Below are 18,828 nucleotides of genomic sequence, written 5' to 3'. Positions count from 1 at the left end.
GCGCCCGTGATGGTCGCCCCCGGCCATCGGGGTGACTACGATCTGGTGAGGTTCACCGACGTGGGTGTGCGAGGTCGCTGGGGGTTGGGATGGTTGCTGGTCGTGTGGTGCGCTTCGACAGCCAGCGGGGTTACGGGTTCATCGCGCCCGACGACGGCGGGGAGGACGTCTTCCTGCACGTCAACGACATGCTGATGCCCGAGTCGCAGGTCCGCAGGGGCATCGTCGTCGAGTTCGAGATCGAGGACGGCGAGCGCGGCCCGAAGGCCTCCGGGGTACGGCTCGCGCGCGGGGCGGACGGCAAGCCGCTCGCGGCCGACGACGACGTCCTGTGCGACGTGCTCAGCACGGAGGAGTTCACCCGCGACGTCACCGAGGCCCTGCTGACGGCGGCGCCCTCGCTGACCGCCGAGCAGATCCTCCAGGTGCGCTCCGGGCTGGCCCAGTTCGCGAAGAACCACGGCTGGGTCGAGGGCTGACCTCCCCCGCCGGTACACCTCCCGTGACCGGCCCCTGGGCCGCGCGCGCCCTGGTCCCCGCCGCCCGCTCCCGCTTCCGCTTCTGCCCGGTGATTCGAGGGCGTGCGGCGCGGCGACCGTCTCGGCGGCGGTGATCGAGGTGCCCGGTTGCGGGAAATCCGGGAAAACGGTCGCCGGAACGCCGACCACTCGTCGCGGACCCGTTGTCAGTGGCCTGATCTAGAGTTCCCGTCACTTGATCAGTGCGGGTGCGGGAGGCACACATGGGGTGGGTGTCGGCCGGCGACTACGAAGTCGCCCTCGACGACGGCAAGGTGGTGTGCCGCAACGCGGCGGGGCGACGGTTGAAGTCCGTGCCGCCCAAGATCGCCGACGATCCGGCCGTGGTGGGCCTGCGTCAGCTCGTCGAATGGCTGGAACGGCACGAACAGCGGTGCCTGACCGACGTGGAGCGCTGGATGGTGCGCTCGCTGCCGGTGCCGTTCGCCGTCCTCGCGCGGGTGTGGCCCGACCCGGCGTGGCGGGCCGCCCTGCGCGACCTCGTCGTCACCGGTGAGGACGGCGAGGTGGCCGGATTCCTGCGGGACGCCGACCCCGAGCGCGGCCTCGGCCTCGTCGACCTCGACGGCGACACCGTCCGCATCACCCCCGACCTCGTCCGCCTCCCGCACCCGGTGCTCCTCGAAGACCTGGAGGACCTCAGGGAGTTCGCCGTCGAACTCGGCGTCGAACAGCGCGCCCAGCAGCTGTTCCGCGAGGTCTGGCACCGGCCCGCCACGCTCGACGCGGAGGCCACCTCCGTCGAGGAGTACGCCGGCGGCGCCTTCAAGGAGCTGCGTTTCCTGCACGGCAGGGCCGCCCAGCTCGGTTACCGCGTGCGCGGCGGCAACGCCGTCTGCTCCGTCCTGGAGGACGGCCGGGGCGTCGAGGCCCGGGTGTGGATCGGCGACTACGAAGGCTACGAGGAGACGGAGACCGGCCCCCTCACCTTCACCGACCCCGCGGGCCGGGCGCTGAAGCTCGGTCAGGTGGGGCCGGTGGCCTGGTCGGAAGGCATGCGCATGGCGGCCTCGCTGTACGCCGGGCGGAACATCGAGGACGAGGAGCAGGCGGCATGACGACGTACGACGAGACGACTTCCGCGGCACTGCTCGACGCCGGCGCGATCCTGCCGCCGGGCACGACCGGCCGGGAGGACGCCGACGCCCTCACCGTGCGCACGTACACGCATCCCGCCCTGGACGAGCGCAGGATCGTGCGGCTGGTGCCGGGCACACTCGGCGAGGCGGAGGACCTGGCGCTGGACTTCCTCGGCCTGGTCCGGGAACCGGAGACGCCGCAGGTAGGGCAGATACGCCGGGAGACGCTCGGCTTCCCCGCCTGGGCGCTGGTCAACGACCCGGCGAACGGCCACCACGCGCTGGCCCTCGTCAAGGACGTCGAGCGGCTCGCACGGCAGGCCAAGTCCCGCCCCGGCGCCGCCAAGGAGGGCTTCGAGGCGCTCGGCGAACGGCTCGGCCGGACCGTGCCGCACTTCCTGCCCACCTTCTACGAGCAGGCCGCCCGCGTCTTCCTCCAGCACGAGAACACCACGTACGCCGCCGCGTTCTTCGGCAAGGCCCGCGAGGCCGAGCGGGTGCACGCGCTGGCCGTCGACGAGGAACGGCAGCGCGCCGTGTTCCTGGAGTTCGCGTTCGCCGGGGCGCTCACCGTGAAGGCGCTCAAGGAGCACGTCAAGGCCCTCGCGGCGCGCCTGAGTCCCGCCGACGCCTGGGCCCAGTTCCGGCAGCTGACGGTGGAGCGCTGCGCGGCCGGCATGCCGCCGTACGCCTCGCTCCCGCAGGACGCGCGCGGGCTGGTCAAGGCCGCGGGCCTGGACCGGGTCGCCGAGGAGTGCGCGCTGGTCGCCGACCTGATCGCCTCCCCGGCGGCGGTCCGGGCGCCCGCGTCCTTCTGGAACACCTACCGGGCGACGCTGGTGCTCCTCGCCAGGGAGCAGCCCGCCGTGCGGGCCCGGCTGCTGGAGATCATGCCGGCCGGCCTGGGCCGCTCCACGCGCGACGACGAGTTCTGGCTGGACCTGCTCACCGAGTGCGGAGCGGACCTGCTGCTCACCGGAGAGACCGATTCCGACGTCGACGCGGCGGACTGGCTCAGCCGCTGGTCCCTGCACCGCAAGCACGGCAGCTCGGTCAGCGACCGGTCGCCGGCCACGCTGGCGCTCGTCCGGCGGATGGCGTCGCGGCTGCGCGAGGGCGGCCGGCCCGTCGACCTCTTCACCGGGCGCTGGCACCCCGGCGCCGACCTGGACCTGCTCGACCTGTGCCTGGCGGAGGACGTGCCGCTGGCGGACCCCGCCACCGGCCGGGACGTCTTCCTCCCCCTGGGCCAGTGGCTGAAGGACAAGGCTCCGGGGCGGCGGGACCTGACGGCACTCGCGGCGCACCCGCGCCACCGCCGGCTGCTGTACCTGTCCGTCGGCACGCTCAACGGCCACCGGCCGGACACGCAGCTGCTGGAGGGGCTGGCCGGTCATCCCGTACTCGCCGACGTGCTGCGCGAGTGGCTGCAGGACGCGGCCGGGGAGCTGACCGCCGCGGCCGGTCTGCCCGCCGCGCGCGCGGCGCTGGAGAAAATGCGGCCGTTCCGGGCGGTCGCGGCCCGGGTCGGGCCCGCCGCCGTCGCCGAGGTCGCCGCCCACGAGGTCGCGCCGCTGCTCGGCCGCACGCTGCGCGCCGGCATCCCGGACGAACTGGTCTGGCCCGCGCTGGAGGAGGCGGTGAAGCGGCTCGACGCCGAGACCAGGCACGACCGTGACGACACCCTGCGCGTCGACGAGGCCTGGCCCGCGCTGATCCTCTCCCGCAGGCACAAGGTGATCGTCGTCGGCCCCGAGGACGTCCTCCTCGAACACGACCTGCGACTGCCCGAGGGTCTGGACCGCTGGCAGCGTCCGTCGTTCCGCTTCACGGACGGCGAGCTGCTGGTGATGTGGCCCAAGGACGGCAAGCAGTTCGGCTACTGGTCGGCCCGCCCCTCCGACGTCTTCCCCCTGAGCGGCGAACGGGTCCCTCACTGGTACGGCGCCCACGACGCCGGTGAACCCTCGATCCCGCTGCCGGGGGGTGGCCGGGCCACCGGCGGCCGCACGCTGCACGCCGGTGACACCGTCCTGCCGCCGAGCCGCCGCATCCTCGGCGACGGCACCTCGTACTGGCGTCAGGGCCGGCAGGGGCGCAAGCAGGTGTGGCTGGAGTACGACCCGGCCACCGGCACCCACGGGCGTGCCTCGCTGCCCGCGTTCCTGCGCTCGGGCGTCAGCGACGACGCCGCGCTGCTCCAGCAGCACTGCGCGGTGCTGCCGCTCCAGCCCGGTCTGGAACACAGCCCGTTCGGCACGGACGGCGCGGTCCTCGGACGCTGGGTGCGCGAGGAGGGCGAGGGCGCCCAGGCCCGCATCACCGCCGGTACGCCGGACGGGCGCACGGTCTCCCTGCCGAAGGACCGCGACGGCGTCACGCGCGGTGTGCCGGTCGGCGCGCTGCGGCTCCCCGGAGGGGCCGAGCCCGTCGTCGTGGCCCTGCACCGGCAGATCGTCTTCCACACCGCGGACGACACCTCCGCGTCCGGGGAGTCGGGACGGGTGACCCCCCTGAAGCAGGGCGGCGAGTTCGCCGCCGGCACGCGGCTGGTCCCGCCGGTCGACTTCTGGCACGCGCTGCGGCCCCGGGACGAGGCCGCGTCGGCGGTCCTGCGGGCGCTGAGCGACGAGCAGGCGGCCGTGGTACTGCGCACCGGCGCGGAGGCGCTCGCAGAGCACGCCGCGCGCGTGGCGGCGGCGAAGGCCGCCTCGGCGGGGGGCGCGCCCGAAGGGGCGGCGGCGACCACGACGGGGACGGCGGCGGTGTCGAACGGCGCCTCCGGCGACACCGCCGACGGCAAGCCCGTCCTGCCGACCGCCGACGATGTCCTGCGCGAGGCGGTCTCCCGTTGCCTGCCCGGTCTGAGCGAGCGGCGCCTGCTCATCGGGGTCTCCGCTCTGGTGCGCGCGGTGCTGCGGCTCGCGGAGTCGACCGCCGCGTTCGTGGCGCCCCCGGCGGAGCCGAAGCCGGCGCAACGGCAACGCGTCGAGGGCATGTTCGGCGACTACAGTCCCCGGCACGCGGACGACCAGACGCTGCGGGAGGCCACCGCCGGCCTCGCCGACCAGCGGGGCTGGTGGGGCGGCGGGCAGCAGTGGAGCGCCGTGCGGCAGATCCGCGCCGTCAACCACGTGTTGTCCGGCAGGCCCGCCGACGGCAGGCCGCTGCCCGAGCGCTCCCGGTCGACGGGGTCCGCCGAGGGGTGGCGCAGCGACGAGTTCACCGTCCCCGGCATCGGGGGGCTGTGGCCCTCCCTGCTCGACGTGCTGCGGCCCCTGGCCTACCGTGCCGCCTCCCCGGTCCTCTCCGACGCGCACCGGGAGGCTCTCCTGGTGCTGTTCGAGGTGATCGCGGACGGGCGGCTGGCCGCCGCCGACGGCGCCGCTCTGCGGGAGGTCGTGCTGAGCGAGCCGCAGGACAAGCACGAGCGCGTGGGCCAGGTGCTGCGCCACGGGGACCGTACGGTCGTCGTGCTCGGCTGCCGGCAGGTCGACCGGGAGAAGGGCCGGGTGCACTGGCTGGCCCTGGACCACGACCCGTCCGGCGCGTTCGGCGCGATCGCCCACTTCGTCCTGGAGCGGGAGACGGCGCACCCGCCGGTGTTCCCCGCCGACGCCCTGGCCGCCGTCACCGCGCTGATCCGGGACAAGGGCCCCGCGCCCTGGCAGCAGACGGCTCCGGACGCGCTCGCCGCCGCGACCGGGGGCGGACTCGGTCCCGTGCAGTCGGCGCTGCTGCTCGCCGGCAAGCCGGTGGAGGTGGCCACGGACCGGCTCGCGACCATCGGCCTGAAGCCCCGTCAGAAGACCTTCGGTGACGGCCTGCTGACCTCCCTCCGGCTCGGCGACGGGTCCGCCCTCGTCGGCGCCCTGCTGCCCGACGGTCCCGGTGACCTGTGGACCGTCGGCCCCGACACGGCGGCCGCGGGCGCGATCTGGCAGGAGCGGTTCGGCGGGTTCGTCCGGCTCCCCGAGGACATCGCCGCCGATCTCGAACTCGCCGGGGTCTCCGCCGGTGCGGCCGAGGACGTGCTCAACCCGACGCGCACGCCCTGGATCAGCCGCACCACCGTCCAGCGGCCCGGCAGGAACGGCGACCTCGTCCCCGACGACGCACGGGCGCTGCCCGGCCGTCACCACCTGTCGAGCGCCGTGGCCTCCCTGGCCGGGCTCGCCTACACGCTGCCGTACGGCCATCCGCTGCGCGCCGCCCTGCCCGAGGGGCTCGCCGCGGTCCGCCGCCGCCTCACGGACCCGGGACTGCTGCTCGACCTCGACGTCACCTGGGCGGAGAAGGACCTGACCGCCCCCGGCCTGCGCAAGGCCTACGGTCTGCCCGCCACCGGCGGCAGTGACGCGGACGGGCTGACCCGCCTGGGCGACGCGCTCGTGCTGCGCCCCTGGTACCAGGACCAGGAGGCGGTCCTGGTACGGCCGGCCGGGCTGACCGGGCCGGACGACGCCGTGTTCGGACTCGTCGAGGGGCTGGCCGGGCCGGGACGCGGCGGCGGCCTGCGCGCGCTGCGGGCCGTCCTCGGCGACGACCTCGCCCGGGCACTCGCCGCCGGCACCGGTCCCGAGGGGGCCGGCGGGCACGCCCAGGACCCGATGGTCAGCGTGCCGGAACTGGTCGCGGAGGCCGCCGGGGCGCACGGCCTGAGCGAGGACGCTGCGGCGCTGTACCTGCAGCTGCTCGCCCTGCCCGACCCCACGGACCGCAACTGCGCCCGCTGGACCGGCTGGAGGCCCGCCCGGACGAAGAAGGCCCGTGCGGAACTCGCGGCCACCGACCTGGTCGTGGAGGCCAAGCGGCCGCGCGCCGGGCGCACCCTCTTCCTGCCCTGCGGCTGGCGCGACCTGAAGGCGCCGGCACTGCCGGTCGAGGTGTGGAAGGAAGGCCTGTATCCGGTGGGCGAGCGCTCCCGTGCGGTGCCGCTGACGCCGGTGCCCGAGCTGTTCACCCGTGCGTGGGAACGCGTCCGCGCCGGCGACGCCCCGGCCTACGAGGAACTGACCACCCGCGCCACCCGCAAGGGCCGCCGCCGATGACCACCGTCCCCCCGCACCTGGAAGAACACGCGCCGATGACGACCACCCTCTCCCCTGCTCCGGCCCGCCAGGTCGTCCCGCCCGAGGACCGGTACGCCGCCGAACTGGCCTTCCTCGCCGCGTACGACGACGGGCCGCGTCCGCCCGCCTGGCGGCTGACCCCGCGGGCGGTCGTCACGTTCGTCATGGGCAGCGACGGTCGGGCCCTGAAGCTGCCCGACGGTGCCGGGGCGGCCGACGGGGTGCCGCGCCGGCTCGTGATCGAGGGCAAGTTCGTGGGCGACCGGGCCCTGGTCGAGCGGTGTGTGGTGACCCTCGCGGGCGAGCGCGGTCTGCTGCTCGTCGGCGAGCCCGGTACCGCCAAGTCCATGCTGTCGGAGCTGCTGTCGGCCGCCGTGTGCGGCACCAGCGGCCTGGTCGTGCAGGGCACGGCGGGCACCACGGAGGACCAGATCAAGTACGGCTGGAACTACGCCCTGTTGCTGGCGCAGGGACCGAGCCGGGAGGCGCTGGTGCCCTCGCCGGTGCTGACCGCCATGCGCCGGGGCGGTATCGCGCGGGTCGAGGAGGTCACCCGCTGTCTGCCCGAGGTGCAGGACTCCCTGGTGTCGCTGCTCTCCGAACGGCGCATCGCGGTACCCGAACTGGCGGGCTCCGAGGACGCGTTGGCGCACGCGGCGCCCGGGTTCAACCTCATCGCCACCGCCAACCTGCGCGACAAGGGTGTCTCCGAGATGTCCGCGGCCCTCAAGCGCCGTTTCAACTTCGAGACGGTCGGCCCCATCCCGGACGTCGACGCGGAGACGGCGCTCGTGCGCAGCCAGGCCCGGGCGTCGGTGGAGCGGGCGGGAGCGCCGTTCCACGTCGACGACGCGGTGCTGGAGGCGCTGGTGACGGCCTTCCGGGATCTGCGCGAGGGCCGGTCGGCGGAGGGCTGGGAGGTGGAGCGGCCGTCCACGGTGATGAGCACCGCCGAGGCCGTGTCGGTGGCGGGGGCCCTGGCTCTGGCGGCGGCGTACTTCCCGGGGGACCGTGACGTGCTCGGCCTGCTGCCGGGGCATCTGCTGGGCGTGGTCCGCAAGGACGACCCCGCCGACGCGGCCCGGCTGCGCGGCTACTGGGACGGTCCCGTCCGCCGCCGCGCGGAACAGGGCTCCGCCACCTGGCGCACCCTGTGGGACCTGCGCACGGTTCTGGAGGGCTGACGGCCGTGTCCCTCTCCCGCCTCTCCCCCCACCACGGGCCCGGCGCGGCCGGCCCCCGCCTCGGGCCGGACGCGGCCGGATCCGGCTCCGGTCGGGTGCCGTCCGGATCCGACTCCGGTCAGGTGCCGACCGGATCCCGTCCCGGTTCCGTGCCTCCCGAGGAGGCCCTCGCCGCCCTGACCGGCCCGGCGGCGCCCTACCTCGTGGGCGTACGGCATCACGCGCCCTCCCTGGCCGCGGCGCTGCCCGCGCTGCTGGACGCGGCGAAGCCGGACGTGCTGCTCGTCGAGCTGCCGGCCGAGATGCAGGAGTGGCTGCCGTGGCTCGGGCACGAGGAGACGCGGGCCCCGGTCGCCCTCGCCGCCGCCCCCTCTGACGGGAGGGACGGTGCGGGGCCGGCGTTCTATCCGTTCGCGGACTTCTCGCCCGAGCTGGCCGCCGTGCGCTGGGCTGACCGGCGGGGCGTGCCGGTGGTCGCCTGCGACCTGCCGCTCGCCGACCGGGCGTGGGACGCGGGCCGGGCCACCGCCCCGGCGCCGGGGGCGGGCGGTCCCGGGCTGGCCGCCGCGCTGCGGGCCGGGGTGAGCGGCCGTCCCGGGGACGATCTGTGGGACCGGCTCGTCGAGGCCACCGCACCCGGTTCGCCGCCGGAGGCCCTGCGCCGGGCGGCCCTGCTCACCGGCTGGGCGCTGCGCGAGGACGCGGCCGCGGCGGGCGGCGTGCCCGAGCTGGACCTGCGGCGGGAGCGGTGGATGCGGGAGCGGATCGCGCGGGCCACCGCGCACGGGGAGCGGGCCGCCGTGGTGGTCGGGGCCTTTCACGCCCCGGCGCTGGTGGGTGGACACCCGGAGAAGGCGGCGGGGGCGGAGGAGACCGGTCAGGCCGCAGTCGGCCCGGACCGCCCCGCGTGGACCACGTCCCTCATCCCCTACACCTACGCCCTGCTGGACGAGCGGTCCGGTTATCCGGCGGGCATCCGGGACCCCGAGTGGCAGGACATGGTCCTGCGGGCCGCGGGTGTTCCCGAGGCACTGGAAGAGGCGTTGACGCGGGCCGCCGTCCGCGTCTGTGCCGAGCTGCGCCTCCTCGGTCACCCGTCGGGGCCGGCCGACGCGCGGGAGATCGTCCGGCTCGCCTCCGATCTGTCCCGGCTGCGCGGGCTGCCCGCGGCGGGCCGGGGCGAGCTGGTGGAGGCCGTGCAGACGGTGCTGACGCAGGGCGAGCCGTACGGGCGGGGCCGGGCCGTGGCGCGGGCGATGGAACGGGTGCTGGTCGGCACCCGCACCGGACGGCCCGCGCCGGACGCGCCGCGCTGCGGTCTGGCCCCGGCGGTGGAGGGCGAGGTGGCGGAACTGGGCCTGCCCGGACCGGCGGACGGGGTGCCCGGCGCGGCGCGGGATCTGCGTCTGGACCCGCTGCGCTCCGACCTCGACCGCCGCCGTGAGCTGCTGCTGCGCCGGCTGGCGGTGTGCGGAGTGCCGTACGGGGAGGCGAAGGAGGTGGTCGGCGCGGGGGGTGCCGAGGCGCTCACCTCGCGCTGGGAGGTGCGCTGGACACCCGCGACGGCGGCCATGCTGACCGCGGCCGGTGTGCGCGGGGTCACCGCCGCGCAGGCCGCCGAAGGGGTGCTGCGGGAACGGCGGCGCGCCGAGGAGAACGAGGGCGGGCCGACGGCGGCGCAGGCTCTCGACGGGCTGGCGCGGGCCGCCGAGTGCGGTCTGACCGGGCTCGCGGACGAGCGGCTCGACGACCTCGCCGAGGCGCTCCCCGGCGCCGGCACCCTGCCCGAGCTGCTCACCGGGCTGGCCCTGCTGGACCGGCTGCGGGCCGGGCACGTCCCCGGTCTCGGCGCCGACGGGGGGCGTACGGCACGGGCGGCCGGCGTGGCCGAGCTGCTCACGTCGGCGGCGGTGCGGCAGGTGGACGGCCTGACCGGTTCCGAGGACCTGGCGGACGCCCGCGCCCTGCTCGAACTGGCCCACCGCGCCGACCTGTCGGGCGGCATCAGGCTCACCGATGCCCTCGGCCGGCTGGCCACCGACGGGTCCCCGCTGATGCGCGGCGCCGCCGGGGCCGTACGCGTGCTGCTCGGGCAGGAGGATCCGCGGGGGTTCGGGGACCGGGTGGCGTCCTGGGTGGACGGGGCCGTCGACGCCGACTCGCGGGCCGCGCTCACCGCGCGGCTCGGCGGGCTGCTGACCGCCGCCGGTCCCCTGCTGGAGGCGGCGGCGCCCGCGCTGGAACCCCTGCTCGACCGGGTGTCGGAGCTGCCCGACCGGGAGTTCCTCGACCGGCTCCCGGCGCTGCGCGGCGGCTTCGACGCCCTCAGCCCCGCGGCCCGCGACCGTCTGCTGGCGGCCGTCGAGGAACGCCTGGACGTCTCGCGCGTCGCGGACACCGGCGGTGTCGACCCGGTCGCGCTCGCCGCCTGGACGCGGGCGGACCTCGTCGGCCGCGAGGCCCTGCGGACTCTGGGGCTGCTGCCCGCGCCCGCCGCCGCGCAGGCGGACGTGCCCGTCGGGTCGTCGGCGGCTCGGGCCGAGGGCGGTCTGCTCGCCCCCGGTGACCGCTGGCGACTCGTCCTGGGCCGCAGGAAGGATCAGCTTCCCTCCTCGGCTGCTTCGCTCGCGACCGCGCTGGACGAGCTGTACGGCGGTGGACGCGGGGAGGGCAGCAGGGGCGACCTGACCGGGCGCGGCCCGGGCGGCGGCCGGGAGGTGCCCTACCCCGGCGTGCGGGAGTGGTCGCAGGAGCTGGCGATGCTGTTCGGTCCGGGCGTCCGGGAGGAGGTGTTGGCCGCGGCCGCCGCGGCGGGCCGCAGGGACGTGCTCGCCGAGCTGGACGCGGACAGCGTGCGCCCCTCGGTCGACCTGCTGCGCACCGTGCTGAGTCACGCGGGCGGTCTGCCCGAGGCCCGGCTGGCCGCGCTGCGTCCGCTGGTCCGGCGGCTGGTCGAGGCCCTGACCCGGCAACTGGCCACCCGGCTGCGGCCGGCGCTGCACGGCACGGCCCTGCCGCGCCCGAGCAGACGCCCGGGTGGCGGCCTCGACCTGCCGCGCACCATGCGTGCCAACCTGGCGACCGCGCGCCGCTCCCCCGACGGCACGATCCGGGTCATCCCCGAGCACCCCGTGTTCCGCACCCGCGCGCGGCGGTCCGCGGACTGGCGGCTGATCCTGGTCACCGACGTGTCCGGGTCGATGGAGGCGTCCACGGTCTGGGCCGCGCTCACGGCGTCGGTGCTGGCCGGGGTGCCGACCCTGTCCACGCACTTCCTGGCGTTCTCCACCGAGGTCATCGATCTCACGGGGCACGTCGAGGACCCGCTGTCGCTGCTGCTGGAGGTCAGCGTGGGCGGCGGCACGCACATCGCGGCGGGACTGCGGCACGCCCGTGAGCTGGTCACCGTCCCCTCGCGGACCCTCGTCGTGGTCGTCAGCGACTTCGAGGAGGGCTATCCGCTCGGCGGGCTGCTCGCCGAGGTCCGCGCGCTGGTCGGGGCGGGCTGTCACGTCCTGGGCTGCGCGAGCCTCGACGACACGGGCCGGCCCCGCTACTCCACGGGCGTCGCCGGTCAGCTCGTCGCCGCAGGCATGCCCGTGGCCGCCCTCAGCCCACTCGAACTCGCCCGCTGGGTAGGGGAGAAGATCGCATGACTTTGGACCTGCCCGTGGAACACCCGGGCCCGGAAGGGACCACTGATCACCCTGGCCCGGAAGAGGCCTCGGATCGTCCCGGTCCGGAAGGGACCTCGGGTCACCCGGAACCGGAAGGCGCCTCCGGTCACCCGCGCCCGGAGGCGGCCTCGCGTCACCCGGACCCGGAGGCGGCCTCGGACCGCCCGGGCGCGGGGCTGCCCCCGGTCGTCCCGTCCGTCACCGCCGAGCTGGTCGGGGCGCTGTCGCCCCGGCTGCGCAAGCGGCTGGACGCGGGGGTCGCCAAGCTCGCGGCCCGTCCGGTGGCGCGCGACGGCGACATCGTGCGGATCGCCGTCGACGACGACACCGACCTCGAACTGCGCGCCCCCGGTGGAACGGTGACCAGTACGGACGCCATCCGCTGCGGCTGCCTGCTGGCGCCGGACTGCCTGCACCGCGCGGCCGCCGCCTCGGCGGCGCCGGTCGCCGAGGACGCGCCACCGGCCGCGCCGGCCGGCGAACCGGCGGACACGGCGGGTGAGTCGCGGGAGGAGGACGGCCCCGGACCCGCACCGGAGTCGGCCGGGCCGGAGGAACGCGCCGCCGCCCGTGCGGTGTTCGAAGCGGCGGCCGCCGTCCTGGAGGCCGGTACCGACGGGGCCGGCGCCGTGCTCCAGTCGGAGCTGCTGCGCGCCGCGCACACCGCGCGCCTCGCGGGTCTCCCCCGCGCCTCGGCCGCCGCAGTCTCCGTGGTCACCGGGGTGCGCGCGGCCCGTTCCGCCGATCCGGCCCACCGCCTCGACGACCTCGCGGACGCGCTCCGCGGCCTCCTGGCCGTGGCGCACCGCCTCCCCCACGCCACGGGCCCCGACCTGGCCGAACTGCGCGGCACGGCACGGCAGCCGTACCGTCCCGACGGCTCCCTGCGGCTGTACGGACTGTTCTCCGAGCCGGTCCTCACGGCCACCGGTCACGCGGGCGCGGTCACCTGGACCGCGGACGCCGACGGCCGCCTCTACACGGTGTCCGACGTGGCGCCCGGCGGTCCCGGCCGCGCGACCGGGGCCGCCGACCGGGCCGTCCGGATCGGCGACACCTCCCTGACGCACCGTGAACTGGCGCGCGCGGGCCTCGCCGTGTCGGGCGCGACCGTCTCGCCGACGGGACGTCTCGGCGCGGGAGCGGGGGTGCGGGCGGTGCGCGCGTCCGGCGCGCCGTGGCGCGGCGGGCCGCTGGAGCAGCTGTGGGCCGTACCCGTGGCCGATCAGGTGGCGCGGGCGCTCGGGGGCGGTCACGATCTGCTGTTCCTCGAGGTGACGCTCCGGGGCACGGTCCGGGAGGCGGCGGGCGACTGTCTGCTGGCCGACTGCGCCGGCGTGCCCCTGCGGCTGGCGGTGGCCCACGACGCGCCCGCTCTGCCGTACCGCGAGAACCTGCGTCTGCTGGCGGCGGCCGGGAGCGGCAGTGTCCGGATCGTGGCCCGGCTGGCGCCCGGACCGGTTCCCCGTGCGCTGCTGCTGGCCAGCGAGCACCCGAGCGACCCGGCCGCCCGGGTGGACCTGGGGCTGGACCGGCTCCAGCACGCGGATCTGCCCGCGACGACGTGCCGGGACAGGACTCCGGCTGCGGCCCCGGACGCGGACGAGGCACCGCTGCACCTGCTGCGCCGACGGGTCCACCAGGCCGTGTCGGGGGGCCGCCGGGTGCTGGCCTTCCCGGGCGGCGCGGCGGGCGACGGCGCCCGGCTTCGCCGCGTGGGACTCGGCACGGCGGGCGACCTCCTCGACGCGCTGCACGCCGCCGCGGCGGACCGCGCCCGTGACGCGTTCGGGCGGCTCCTGCCGTCGGACTCGGGGCGTTTCGCGAGCGCATGGCTGGCGGCGGCGCTGTACACCGGCGAGGTCGAGCGGGCGCTGTGCGCGCAGGCGTGGGGGGCGGCCGCGCTCCCGGCGTGAGGGCGATCCGCGGACCCCGTTTCTTCAGATCCGCGCCCCCGCCTCTTTAGGACAGGAACTGACCTGTATCCCTCCTACCGTGGTCCACGAACGCGGAACACACCTCTCGGAGACGGAGACACGCCATGTCCCTGAACAGCACCGCCCCCCTCGCCCCGGCCCTCACCGGGGAGCGCGCCGACCTGCTGGAGACCCTGGCCAAGCACCGCGGTTTCCTGCGCTTCACCACCAACGGCCTGACCGACGAGCAGGCGGGGCTGCGGACCACCGCCAGTGAGCTGTGCCTCGGCGGGCTGATCAAGCACGTCACCTCGGTCGAGCGGAACTGGGCCTCCTTCATCGTGGACGGCCCGTCGGCGATGGGTGACTTCGACGACATGACCGAGGAGGACTTCGCCCGACGGGCCGACGAGTTCCGGATGCTGCCCGGTGAGACGCTGGCGGGGGTGCTGCAGGAGTACGCCGAGGTGGCCCGCCGTACCGACGAACTGGTCGCGTCGCTGCCCGACCTCGACGCGGCGCACCCGCTGCCGTCGGCACCGTGGTTCGAGCCGGGCAAGCACTGGTCGGCCCGCCGGGCACTGCTGCACGTGATCGCCGAGACCTCCCAGCACGCGGGGCACGCCGACATCATCCGCGAGTCCCTGGACGGCGCGAAGACCATGGGATGAGCCGGTCGGGCCGCTTGTTCGTCAGGGGACCGGAGAAGATGCCCCTGCCAGGGCCCGAGGTCCACGAAGAGGCCCCGGCCGGCCGGTTCGCCGCACTCACGGTCGTACGTCCGTGAGGTGAGCAGGTCGGTCAGGTGCGGTGCGCGGTCCCGCAGGCCGCACCAGGGGGCAGCCGCGCCCGGGCCGGACGGCCGGAGTGGTTGACGACGACCAGGTGGCGTGCCTCCGTACGCGTCCCCGTCCAGCTCAGCAGGGCGCGGCGGCTGTCGTCGCCCGGCAGGCCGGCCGGCGTGACCGTCCGCCGTTCGCCCCGCCGGAGGGCCGGCGTCGCCCGCAGCAGCCGGCCGTAGAAGTCGCGCAGCGCCTCGTCGACCGGTTCCGGGTGCCGGCGGGAGAGGAAGACCGGCGGGCGCACGCACCGGCCCTCGAACTGGCCGTCGTGCCACAGCGTCGCGCCGGGCGGGGTGGCGACGGTGAGGGCCGCCGCGCGTCCCCGTTCGCCCGGCAGGGTGGTCGCCGCCCGCGGCTCGCCGTGGTTCTCCAGGAAGCGGGCGAGGCCGCGCTGGGGCGCGAGGCCGGCCCGCGGGTGGGCGCGGACGGCGCCGGCGTCCTCGTGCAGCGGACGGTCGTGGAGCCCCTTGTCGTAGCAGTGGTCGAACCCCTGCCGCTGGAGGGCCTGTTCGAGCCCCCGGTACGCCTCGGCGACGAGGAGCGGGCCCGGGCGGCGGGCCCGGACCAGCGGGACGACGTGGGAGACCGGCCGGAACATGCCGGAGACAGGCAGTAGGCAGGTGAGGGGTGCTCCGTCCTGGTGAACCCCGTTGAGGAGGCAGGTGCTGGCGGGTGATCTACTCGGTGGTGCGGAGGCTGCGGCCCGACGTCGTACTGATGGACATCCGGATGCCCGTCATGGACGGCCTGGAAGCCGCCCGCCGGATACTCGCGCAGGTCCCGGACTGCCGGGTGATCATGCTGACCACCTTCGACCTCGACCACTACGTCTACGCCGCCCTCGCCGCCGGAGCCAGCGGATTCCTGCTCAAGGACGTCACCCCCGCGCATCTGGCCGCAGCCGTACGCCTGGTCGACACCGGCGATGCCCTGCTCGCGCCCTCGATCACCCGCCGCCTGGTGGAGCGCTTCGCCACCAGCGGCCCCAGAACCGGTTCGGGCCCCGCGACCCCGGCCGTCCACCGGGACCTGGCCGCGCTGACGCCGCGCGAGCGTGAGGTGCTGACGCTCATGGGCCGGGGTCTCTCCAATGCCGAACTGGCGAAAAAACTGACGCTCGGTGAGGCGACGGTGAAGACCCACGTGGCCCGGATCTTCGCCAAACTGACCCTGCGCGACCGAGCCCAGGCCGTCGTCCTCGCCTACGAGACGGGGCTCGTCTCACCGGGCGAGTCCGCCGGCACCACCAACCCCTGCCGACAGCCGGCAGACTCACCGCGGCCGGCTGTACCGAAGGACACGCCTGAGAGGTCCTGACAGAAGTTGTTGATCAAGCGACCGTCGGCTTGTCCACTCGTTGCTCAGGTCGTGGGGCCGGGCCGGTCGTCATCTCCCGTCCGCCTCACCACAGGGTCGTGTCTCCACGGTCGTACCGGTCGCGCGGGCCCGAATGGTGGGGCGCGGCGGAAAGGTGTCGGACCGGCGGTGGCCCTCGGGGGCCGGTGGTGGGGGTCCCCAGGGGTCCGGGGAAAATGTCTGGCCCCGCCGGGCGGGTGAACACCACGGTGATCGCGATGACGACTCACTCCGTTGACAGATGGGGGGACCCCACCGCGCAAGGTGAGTGCCGATGCTCACCCGAACCGCGAACGGGGATTCCCGACTCTCCTTCTGGCCGCCGCAGCCGTGGCGGGAGTTGCTCGGCGCCGCCGTGCGCCCCGCGGCCTCCGGCCCGGGCGCGGGCGAGGGCGAGGGCGAGGACTACACCTACGGCAGACCCGCACGGCGCTCGGCCGGGGTGCCCGGGGTCGTCCTGCCCAGCCTGCGGCGCAGACCGCCCCACGTCTCGGTGATCATCGACACCTCCGGATCGGTCAGCGACGCCGAACTGGGCAGCGCGCTCCTCGAAGTCGCGGCCATCGCCCGCGCCGTGGGCGGTCGGCGCGACCTGGTCAGGTGGCTGCCTGCGACGCGTCGGCGCGGATCGTGCACCCGCCGTGCCGGGGCGAGGGCATCCCCCTGATGGGTGGTGGGGGCACGGACCTGCGCACGGGCTTCGCCAAGGCGCTCCGGTCACCGCCCCGGCCGGACGTCATCGTGGTCCTGACGGGCGGTCAGACGCCCTGGCCCGCCTCGCGTCCGCCGTGCCGGACGGTCGTGGAGCTGTTTCCCCGAAGGGGCGGGGCGTGGGACGAGGACGATCCCGACCACGTGCCGAGGACCCCGCCCGCGTGGGCACGGGTGGCGGAGATCGGGTCGGTGCCGTCGTGGGGACACCCGTGAGGCCGGCGGTGGCCGGTGCGGGCCCCTTGCGCGGACGTCCGTACGGGCGGTGCCGGCGCGCTCGAAGACGGGTCCCCGGCTGTCTGCCCCACCGTCGTGGTGGGGCAGGCCCCACCTCCGGTCCGGTGGGCCGCTCCCTCGTGCCGGGGAGCGGAACACGGCATCGTTCGACGTGGCGGTTCCGCAACGGGGTTGATTCCCAGGTGGCCCGAGTGCCCAGGTCCGCGTGCCCGTAGGTCCGGCTGCCAGTAGGTCCGATCACCCCGGAAGGAACCCGCGATGACGTCGCCCGTCCTGTCGAAGCCCCGGCCGAAGCCCAGGCCGGAACCGCGGCGGCGGCCGGCCCCGGAGCAGCTGCGCACGGGCGGTCCGGCCGGCGCGGGGCCCGTGGTGGCGGCCGCCACGACGCCCGGCCCGCTCGCCTCCTTCGTGCGGTTCGTGGTCTGCGGCGGCGGGGTCGGGCTCCTCTCCGGCGCCGCCGTCCCGCTGGTGGCCACGCTGATTCCCTGGGCCCTGGCGAACGCGGTGGTCACCGTGGCCTCGACCCTGGTGTGCACCGAGTTGCACGCCTTCTTCACCTTCGGCACCGGACGACGCGCCGGGTGGCGCCGTCACCTGCAGTCCGCCGGTTCGGCGACCGCCGCGTACGGGGTCACCTGCGCCGCGGTGCTCGTCCTGTACGCGGTGCGGTCGTCACCCGGTCTCGTCACCCAGCAGGCCGTGTACCTGGGCGCTTCCGCCCTGGCCGGCACGGGGCGCTTTGTGGTGCTGCGCCTGTTCGTGTTCGCGGACCGCGCGCGGGGCGGGACGGTCGAGGCCCCGCGGGGCGGGGCGACCACGCCGGTCACGGCCGCTCCTGCCTCGGTCGGGCCGACCGCGGCCGCCGTGTCCGCCGCCAGGCCGCCGGTCGTCACGCGGCCCGCCCTGGCCGCCGCCTGCTGAACCGCTCCCTCGGCCCGCCGGGCCCACGGGCCGAGGCCGGGTTGCGGCAGGCGCCGGTCTCCTTGAGCGCGCCGCGGACCTGTTGTACGGCGCCGAACCCGGCCTGCACGTCCCCGTACCGGGCGGCCCGGCCGGGCACGGGGAAGATCCGCTGGACGTGCAGGCCCCACCCGTGGTGACCGTGCGTCAGCTGCGGGCAGGCGTCTGTGCCACCTGCCCCGGCGGCACAGGCGGCGCCGTGTCCGCCCCGTCCGCCCCGCCCGTCGTGAGCCCCGTGTCCGCCCCGCCCGTCGTGAGCGCCGCGAGCGTTTCGCCGGCGCGGGCGGCCAGTCGCTCGTCTGCGCGGATGATCCGGTTCTCGATCCCCGCGGTCACCACCCGCCGGTCGCCGCGGGCCAGGCGTTCGACGCGGCGCAGGTGTTCGCCGGTCAGGGCGGCCCGGCCCAGCGCCGACAGCGCCTCGAACGCGGCGGCCGAGTCGACGTCGGACTCCGCCGCGTCCAGCACCGGCCCGGCCAGCGCGGTGCGCTCCAGCGGGCCGCGCAGTTCCTCCTCGGGGAGCGCGGCCAGCAACGCGAGGACCGCGGCCGGTGCGTGCAGTGGTGTGGCGAGGAGATCCTCCAGCGCCGGGCGCAACGGCCGGGCCGCGGGCCCCAGCCGGACCGCGAGGCGCGCCGTCCGCAGGGCCGTCCACCGGGTCCAGGGGCCGCCGTCGGCCCTGATGACGGCGTCGAACACCGGGACCGCAGTGGCGGCGTCACCCGTGATGTCCCAGAGTGCGGCGGCGAGTTCCGCGAGGGCGTCGAGGCGGGGGATCGTCCGGCCCTCGGGCCGTTCCCGCAGGGCGTCGCGCATCGCGGGCACGAGTTCCCCCGCGGCCTCCCCGAGACCGGTGACGAGCTGGGCGGCCTCCCTCAAGCACCTTCCTTCGCCGGTCAGTTCGGCGCGTATCGCGGCGAGCAGCGGTCCGCTCTCGCCCGTCAGCCCGTGCAGGGCACGCGACGCGGACAGCCGTCCCCCGTCGGGACCGTGCAGGGCGGCCGCGCGCAGGGCCTCTGCCGTGCGGGCCCGGAGCTCGCCGCCGGGCGGGCAGACCGCCGCCAGCGCGGTGGACGGCCCGTCCTCCGCTCGGCGCGACCTGCTCGGTCCGGTGAACGGTCGCCGCCGGCTGACGCCGGGTCAGGCGGTACCCGGGGAACCGCCGCGGGGCGCGCCCGGCGGTGTGTGCGGCGTCACACACCCCGAGAGCCATCCGAGTTGTCTGCATCACAGCGCAAATGTCCCTTTGTCGCCC

At 76.0% G+C, this 18,828-nt stretch carries 11 protein-coding genes and 1 pseudogene; 10 read left to right on the top strand and 2 right to left on the bottom strand.

Features of this window, described 5'->3' with window-relative positions:
- The first annotated feature begins 89 nt into the window (after nt 1–89).
- The 7 genes from ACGFQC_RS20910 to ACGFQC_RS20880 all read left to right on the top strand — a co-directional run bounded on the left by ACGFQC_RS20910 (nt 90) and on the right by ACGFQC_RS20880 (nt 14,138).
- Complete coding sequence (locus ACGFQC_RS20910) at nt 90–479, top strand: cold shock domain-containing protein (RefSeq protein ID WP_363090272.1); 390 nt, start codon at nt 90–92, stop codon at nt 477–479.
- A 263-nt stretch (nt 480–742) separates the two neighbouring features.
- A complete protein-coding gene (locus ACGFQC_RS20905) occupies nt 743–1,597 on the top strand; it encodes a DUF4132 domain-containing protein (protein WP_363090273.1) in 855 nt (284 codons plus the stop codon).
- The gene (locus ACGFQC_RS20900; RefSeq protein ID WP_363090274.1) at nt 1,594–6,669 is read left to right on the top strand and encodes a hypothetical protein; all 5,076 of its coding nucleotides are present in this window, start codon (nt 1,594–1,596) and stop codon (nt 6,667–6,669) included. The genes ACGFQC_RS20905 and ACGFQC_RS20900 overlap by 4 nt, the downstream gene beginning before the upstream one ends.
- A 35-nt stretch (nt 6,670–6,704) precedes the next feature.
- The gene (locus tag ACGFQC_RS20895; protein ID WP_363090341.1) at nt 6,705–7,874 is read left to right on the top strand and encodes an AAA family ATPase; all 1,170 of its coding nucleotides are present in this window, start codon (nt 6,705–6,707) and stop codon (nt 7,872–7,874) included.
- Nucleotides 7,875–7,969: 95 nt separating this feature from the next.
- Nucleotides 7,970–11,530, top strand: a complete 3,561-nt coding sequence (locus ACGFQC_RS20890) for a DUF5682 family protein (RefSeq protein WP_393288504.1) — start codon at nt 7,970–7,972, stop codon at nt 11,528–11,530.
- Nucleotides 11,527–13,467 (top strand): hypothetical protein, encoded by a 1,941-nt coding sequence (locus ACGFQC_RS20885; protein ID WP_363090276.1) that lies wholly within the window; start codon nt 11,527–11,529, stop codon nt 13,465–13,467. The genes ACGFQC_RS20890 and ACGFQC_RS20885 overlap by 4 nt, the downstream gene beginning before the upstream one ends.
- Before the next feature lie 125 nt (nt 13,468–13,592).
- Nucleotides 13,593–14,138 carry a DinB family protein gene (locus tag ACGFQC_RS20880; RefSeq protein ID WP_363090277.1) on the top strand — a complete coding sequence of 182 codons (546 nt, stop codon included), beginning with the start codon at nt 13,593–13,595 and terminating at the stop codon, nt 14,136–14,138.
- A gap of 130 nt (nt 14,139–14,268) precedes the next feature.
- Here the strand turns inward: ACGFQC_RS20880 and ACGFQC_RS20875 are convergent, their stop codons facing one another.
- Nucleotides 14,269–14,907, bottom strand: a complete 639-nt coding sequence (locus ACGFQC_RS20875) for a hypothetical protein (RefSeq protein ID WP_363090278.1) — start codon at nt 14,905–14,907, stop codon at nt 14,269–14,271.
- Nucleotides 14,908–14,981: 74 nt separating this feature from the next.
- On the opposite strand from ACGFQC_RS20875, the gene ACGFQC_RS20870 reads away from it, so the two are divergent.
- The 3 genes and pseudogenes from ACGFQC_RS20870 (at nt 14,982) to ACGFQC_RS20860 (ending at nt 17,534) form a co-directional block, all read left to right on the top strand.
- Nucleotides 14,982–15,626 carry a response regulator transcription factor gene (locus tag ACGFQC_RS20870; RefSeq protein ID WP_363090279.1) on the top strand — a complete coding sequence of 215 codons (645 nt, stop codon included), beginning with the start codon at nt 14,982–14,984 and terminating at the stop codon, nt 15,624–15,626.
- Nucleotides 15,627–15,975: 349 nt separating this feature from the next.
- A pseudogene (locus tag ACGFQC_RS20865) lies at nt 15,976–16,592 on the top strand (VWA-like domain-containing protein); the annotation flags it as partial.
- 279 nt (nt 16,593–16,871) lie between these two features.
- Entirely contained in the window at nt 16,872–17,534 is a 663-nt protein-coding gene (locus tag ACGFQC_RS20860; protein ID WP_393288475.1) for a hypothetical protein, read from the top strand.
- Between the two features lie 186 nt (nt 17,535–17,720).
- Here ACGFQC_RS20860 and ACGFQC_RS20855 read toward each other — a convergent pair whose 3' ends face one another.
- The gene (locus ACGFQC_RS20855; protein ID WP_363090280.1) at nt 17,721–18,452 is read right to left on the bottom strand and encodes a hypothetical protein; all 732 of its coding nucleotides are present in this window, start codon (nt 18,450–18,452) and stop codon (nt 17,721–17,723) included.
- Between the last annotated feature and the right edge of the window lie 376 nt (nt 18,453–18,828).

This window comes from Streptomyces sp. NPDC048734, from assembly GCF_043198675.1.
Taxonomy (GTDB): Bacteria; Actinomycetota; Actinomycetes; order Streptomycetales; family Streptomycetaceae; genus Streptomyces.
The sequence above is the reverse complement of the archived record's forward strand: the minus strand, read 5'-3'. Positions and strand labels throughout refer to the sequence as shown.

Coding starts and splice junctions, on each gene's coding strand:
- ACGFQC_RS20910 (WP_363090272.1), top strand. CDS start 90: ATGGTTGCTGGTCGTGTGGTGCGCTTCGACAGCCAGCGGGGTTACGGG.
- ACGFQC_RS20905 (WP_363090273.1), top strand. CDS start 743: ATGGGGTGGGTGTCGGCCGGCGACTACGAAGTCGCCCTCGACGACGGC.
- ACGFQC_RS20900 (WP_363090274.1), top strand. CDS start 1,594: ATGACGACGTACGACGAGACGACTTCCGCGGCACTGCTCGACGCCGGC.
- ACGFQC_RS20895 (WP_363090341.1), top strand. CDS start 6,705: ATGACGACCACCCTCTCCCCTGCTCCGGCCCGCCAGGTCGTCCCGCCC.
- ACGFQC_RS20885 (WP_363090276.1), top strand. CDS start 11,527: ATGACTTTGGACCTGCCCGTGGAACACCCGGGCCCGGAAGGGACCACT.
- ACGFQC_RS20880 (WP_363090277.1), top strand. CDS start 13,593: ATGTCCCTGAACAGCACCGCCCCCCTCGCCCCGGCCCTCACCGGGGAG.
- ACGFQC_RS20875 (WP_363090278.1), bottom strand. CDS start 14,907: ATGTTCCGGCCGGTCTCCCACGTCGTCCCGCTGGTCCGGGCCCGCCGC.
- ACGFQC_RS20860 (WP_393288475.1), top strand. CDS start 16,872: ATGACGTCGCCCGTCCTGTCGAAGCCCCGGCCGAAGCCCAGGCCGGAA.